3 protein-coding genes are annotated in these 4,215 nt (G+C 46.7%); 2 read left to right on the top strand and 1 reads right to left on the bottom strand.

All coding sequences use genetic code 11. The features are described 5' to 3' along the window. Nucleotide 1 precedes the first annotated feature (1 nt). Nucleotides 2–562: a hypothetical protein gene (locus tag BZG79_RS12345; protein ID WP_077774519.1), complete on the bottom strand. Its 561-nt coding sequence runs from the start codon at nucleotides 560–562 to the stop codon at nucleotides 2–4. 143 nt (nucleotides 563–705) lie between these two features. Here BZG79_RS12345 and BZG79_RS12350 point away from each other — a divergent pair, with 143 nt between their 5' ends. Further along, nucleotides 706–1,896 carry an FIST N-terminal domain-containing protein gene (locus BZG79_RS12350; protein ID WP_077774520.1) on the top strand — a complete coding sequence of 397 codons (1,191 nt, stop codon included), beginning with the start codon at nucleotides 706–708 and terminating at the stop codon, nucleotides 1,894–1,896. Nucleotides 1,897–1,901: 5 nt separating this feature from the next. Further along, on the top strand, nucleotides 1,902–4,013 hold the full coding sequence (locus BZG79_RS12355; protein ID WP_077774521.1) for an ATP-binding protein: 2,112 nt from the start codon (nucleotides 1,902–1,904) through the stop codon (nucleotides 4,011–4,013). Nucleotides 4,014–4,215: the final 202 nt, after the last annotated feature.

The raw sequence follows: 4,215 nt of genomic DNA on the forward strand, positions 1-4,215 counted from the left end.
GTTACAGTCTAACGCTAAAGACTTGATTATTAATGCTTTTTGATTCTTTCCCTAAAAGAAAGCAAACCAGTGGCGATAAAACTTCGCACTTTTCACGCACTGATAATGTTTCATCACCACTGTTAAAATTGTGATCCAACCAGAAAGTGACACTGTTAATCCGTTGCAAGAAGTTTGTGTCCGGTATGTCATCGAGACGGGGCTTTATTAGCCCCCCATGTGGATAAATCATGACACAAGCCGCGTCAGCCTGACAAAATTGATCTAAAACTGGATACCCCAACAGTCGCATGTACCGTTCACCGTCTTTGGCAACCTGAACTACGCCAGTTAGCGGTGCAAGTTGAGATACACTTTGCGATAAGGCAGCGGTAAGAGCGTCGACGGTAAGCGCCGGAACTGATTTAAATCGAACTCTAGGTTCATGAGCAACGATATCAAGTGCAGAGGCCTGATTGTGATCGATAATAATGGGGGTATAGCCTTGAGCGGCAAGTTGATAAGCAATCGTGGCGCCTAAAGTGCTCGCGCCACCCAATAGCGCAACGGGTCGACAATCCATGTTCAACGCTCAATTGATATAAAGGCGCATAGGATACGTCAGTTTAGAATCTATTTCAGCCACCGAGAACAATGAATTGATCGCTTGATACATGTATCATTAGCACTGTCATACACTCATATTCCTATCAACGTAACGGTGACATGAAGATAGCAACGGCACGAACTCAAGCTGATGACGCAGTACAAGCCGCCTATGCATTGGCGCGCACCATCAAAACGCGTATCAGTACGCCTAAGCTTTTGATGATCTACTTTACTGAGCATTATGACGTTCAAGCGCTTCAACGTACCTTATATCGTCTTTTTCCGGGCGTACCACTCATCGGCTGTTCTACGTGTTACGGCGTGATGACCCAAAATGGATGTACCAGCGGTCCTGCGGCAGCTATCTGGGCATGCAGTGATGATAAAGGGAGTTATGGCTCAGCCTTGGTCTCCCATCAAGCACACCGCCATGTGCGCGACTCGGCGCGTATGGCACTGACTCAAGCGATTGAAGAAAGTGGGCGATGCGGCGAGTTACCCAAATTGATTGCGTTGCACAGCACGCCTGGTGAAGAAGAGGCAACCTTATCGGCAATCCGAGAAGAGCTAGGCGTATCTGTTCCCGTCATCGGTGGTTCGGCAGCGGCAGAAACAGTTGGTGGAAACTGGGCTATTTTCGATCACAAGGAAACAGCAACGTCCGGCATCGCGATCAGCGTTTTTTATCCCTCAGCTCGGGTCAGTTACTCGTTCCATTCTGGCTATGCGCCGACTCAAAGGCATGCGACGGTGACGGATGTGCGTGGTCGCGCATTGGTGAGCTTAAATCATCAACCTGCTGCCGAAGTGTATAAACGCTGGTACGAGTCAGAAACTGGATTGACTCTTGATCCTACAGATTCGCTTTTCTCTCAATCCACGCTTTATCCGCTAGGCACTCAAACCGGCACAATACATGGTTTGCCATACTACACATTGTCGCATCCGACATTTATTAATGCGCAAGGTCATATGGAGTTATTTTCTCAGCTTGAGGTTGGCCAAACTATCTATTTTATGTCGGGAACCAGCGAGGGGCTCATTTCGCGAGCCAGTCGAGTGGTGGAGTCAGCAAATGATCATGCACTGTGTCAGCCTGAGCCTCTGGGTGGATTAGCGATCTACTGCGCTGGATGCATGTTGCATGTAAAAGATCGCCTTGACCAAGTGGCTGAGAATATCAATACGGCCTTGTATAACGCTCCTTTTGTATGCCCCTTTACGTTTGGCGAGCAAGGTCTCTTTAAAGGGGGAGAGTTATCTCACGGTAACTTAATGATCTCGGCTGTGCTATTTCATAAGGATTAATCAAGATGTCGAAACGCTTATCGGCTTCTGAACGTTCAGACTCTGAATCGTTGCAAGAAACCTTATTTGAACTCAGCCGCGTTGAGGCCAGAGAAAAACGGTTAAGAGAAGAGAACGATGCAATTCTGTCTGCCATTTCTGCTATGACAGAAGCCACATCGAAGACAGATATCTTTGCGTCATTGCTCGACGTTATTCATCGCTATGTGAATTTTGATAGTGCGGTCGCGCTGAGTCGTAATCGTGAAACGGAAGATGCGTTTCGCTGTTTAGTGTCTACGGAGCGATTGCTAGAAACGGTAACGTGGCAAACAGGGGACGTGTTTCACCGTTGTGTAAAAGGAGAGACGGTTGCCATTTATAAGCCAGGCATGATCAAAGAGCTTCACTGCTTAACCCATCAATATGCCAGTTATCTTCAAGGTACAGCACTGATCAGCGGCTTAACGGTCAATGACAGCGAAGTCATGCTGATTTTATTTTCACATCGTCGTGATTCGTTCAATAACGAAGCTCAGCAGGTCGTCGATCGATTTCGTCCATTGATCGAGCGGACCATTATGGATATCGACTATCGACACCGTTTGCATGCGCTTGTCAGTAGCCGAACCCAGGAGCTTAATGCTAGTCGTCAACGCTTCCAGGATTTTGCACAAACAGCAAGTGACTGGTTTTGGGAGCTTGATAATGCGTTTCAGCTCACGTATCTATCTTCGCCTAATACAGATATCCATATTGATGCCGAGGCATTGCTGGCGAAAATAAAATCAGATAAAAAACTAAAAGCACGGCTTGAACAGCTTATATCCCGCGAAGAATCTTTTAGTGACATTGAGTGGCATATTGCATCTCGTGCGCATGACTACTGGGTAAGCCTCTCTGGCCGACCTTGCTACAATAAAAAAGGGCAATTGTCAGGCTATCGCGGCACCGCCAAAGATATTACCGCCACCAAACGTCGCGTTGTCGAGCTGCAACAAGCGCGTCGTCAGGCTGAACTGGCCAATAATGCTAAATCACAGTTTCTTGCTGTAATGAGCCACGAAATACGGACGCCGCTAAATGCGGTATTGGGCTTGATTGATGCACTACAACATTCGCGGCTAACCTTAGAGCAAAAAGAGTGGGTAGGGCAGATGGATAAATCCGCTCAACTGCTATTGACATTGATCAGTGATGTGCTTGATTTATCTAAAATTGAGTCAAATCGCTTTTCCCTCTCTCCCTCTTTGATGAAGCCAAGTGACTGTGTCACTAACGTTTATCAACAGCTCATTGATCGTGCCGATAAAAAACGTATCCATTTATCCGCATCAGTGTCTCCCTCTGTTCCTGATACGCTTTATATGGATGAGAATCGCTTTACTCAGATTTTACTTAACCTAATAGCCAACGCGTTAAAGTTCACCGACCAAGGCGGTGTGACAGTGTCACTTAACACGGATGGTGATGTACTGATCCTGAGGGTAAAAGACACGGGAATTGGCATTGATGAAAGCCAGATTGGACGCATTTTCGATCCCTTTACCCAAGCAGACGGCAGCATTACTCGTCGGTTTGGTGKAACAGGCCTTGGTTTATCCATCTGTAAAAAACTGGTTGAGATGATGGGTGGACGTATCGATGTAGACAGTGAGCTTGGCCAGGGCACAGACTTTTGTGTTCGCTTGCCTATTGTTGCGACCCCACAAGATGCCGAAAAACATCAGCCAACGCCGGCGATACCGGCAGGCAATGTGCAACCTATGGTGATTTTAGTCGCTGAAGATAGCCGCGCCAATCAGATGGTTGTGCGTTTGATGTTAGAAAAGCAAGGCCACACTGTGGTGCTTGCATCAAACGGCGAAGAAGCGCTAGAGCATGTAAAGCAGACTGAATTTGATATTGTTTTAATGGATATGTCGATGCCAGTCATGGATGGCATTGCCGCGACAAAAGCGTTACGCGCATCTGGCTTTAAGCAGCCGATTATTGCTTTAACTGCCAATGCCATGGACGAGGACAAGCAACGCTGTGTTCGGGCTGGCATGAACGACTTTGTCACTAAGCCAGTGCGAGCAGCGAGTCTGAGTGCGGTGCTTTACACGCATCAGCCGTTAACGCTTTCTGATCACTAATTACCGCTGAGTTGAATCGAATTAGACCAAACGTGTTGGAATAATGACGATTAAAGGAAGTAGTAATTAGCTATTTTATGGTAAATAGCTAATTACGTTCAATGGCAACCAAAAAGAGCAGTGCGCGATAGCATGACCCCACATAGAAACCTTATCCAATACTATATTTAACATAACATACATAATGCGCACTGATACTGGG

Origin of the sequence: Salinivibrio sp. MA427 (genome assembly GCF_001996115.1) — a bacterium.
Lineage (GTDB): Bacteria > Pseudomonadota > Gammaproteobacteria > Enterobacterales > Vibrionaceae > Salinivibrio > Salinivibrio costicola.